This window comes from Micromonospora sp. KC207, assembly GCF_004348615.1.
GTDB lineage: Bacteria > Actinomycetota > Actinomycetes > Mycobacteriales > Micromonosporaceae > Micromonospora.
Genome location: NZ_SMKJ01000624.1, coordinates 1 through 862, shown reverse-complemented (window position 1 = coordinate 862; position 862 = coordinate 1). Strand labels below are relative to the sequence as shown.

The following is an 862-nucleotide window of genomic DNA, read 5'->3' as shown; positions in this document are numbered from 1 at the left end:
GCCAACCCGTACGGGGCGGCGCTGCCCTGGCCCGAGCGGGCGGTCGACTCCGGCGACGGGGCGGCCCCGGCCACCGCGCACCGGGCCGGCCGCAAGGCGGGTGCCCTGGTGGTGCTGGTCGGCGGCGAGCTGGTGCTCTACGTCGAGCGGGGCGGCCGGACGATCCTCTCCTTCGCCGACGATCCCGACGCCCTCGCGGCGGCCGGCAGGGCGCTCGCCGACGCGGTGCACACCGGCGCGCTCGGCGCGATCTCGGTGGAGCGGGCCGACGGGGAGGCCGTCTCGGCGTCCCCGCTGAGCGACGCGCTGACCGCCGCCGGGTTCCGGGCCACCCCACGCGGCCTGCGCCTGCGCGGCTGACCGCTGCCCGGCGGTGGCGACGCGAGCAACCGGGAAGCTGACGCGGCCGGCCCGGCGGGTCGAGACGCCGGGCCGGCCGCCGTCAACGGGGGATGCGCCCGAGGGGCGTCCCGGCGAGACGGTGACGGAGAAGGTCGCGGATCAGCGCAGGCTCCACTGCTGGTTGGTGCCGCCGTTGCAGGACCAGAGAATGAGCTTGGTGCCGTTGGCGGTGCCTGCGGCGTTGGCGTCCAGGCAGAGCCCGGACTGGGCGTTGGTGATGGTGCCGTTGGCGTTGACGTTCCACTGCTGGTTGGCGCCGCCGTGGCAGTCCCAGATGATCACCTGGGTGCCGTTGCTGGTGCCCGCGCCGCTGGCGTCGAGGCACTTGCTGCCGTACACCTGGAGTTGCCTGCTCGCGGTGAGGGTCCAGCGTTGGGCGGTGACGCCGGTGCAGTCCCACAGCTGCGTCTGGACGCCGTTGGTGGTGCTGCCGTTGGGCACTTCGACGCAGCGCCCGGAC

General features: G+C 75.2%; 1 protein-coding gene and 1 pseudogene. One reads left to right on the top strand and one right to left on the bottom strand.

Going from position 1 to position 862, the window contains the following annotated elements:
* Window positions 1–360, top strand: a pseudogene (locus E1258_RS32910) (ATP-dependent DNA helicase); the annotation flags it as partial.
* Between the two features lie 141 nt (window positions 361–501).
* On the opposite strand, the gene E1258_RS32905 reads toward E1258_RS32910, so the two are convergent.
* The coding region (locus tag E1258_RS32905; RefSeq protein WP_165949971.1) for an RICIN domain-containing protein at window positions 502–862 on the bottom strand (361 nt) is incomplete at its 5' end.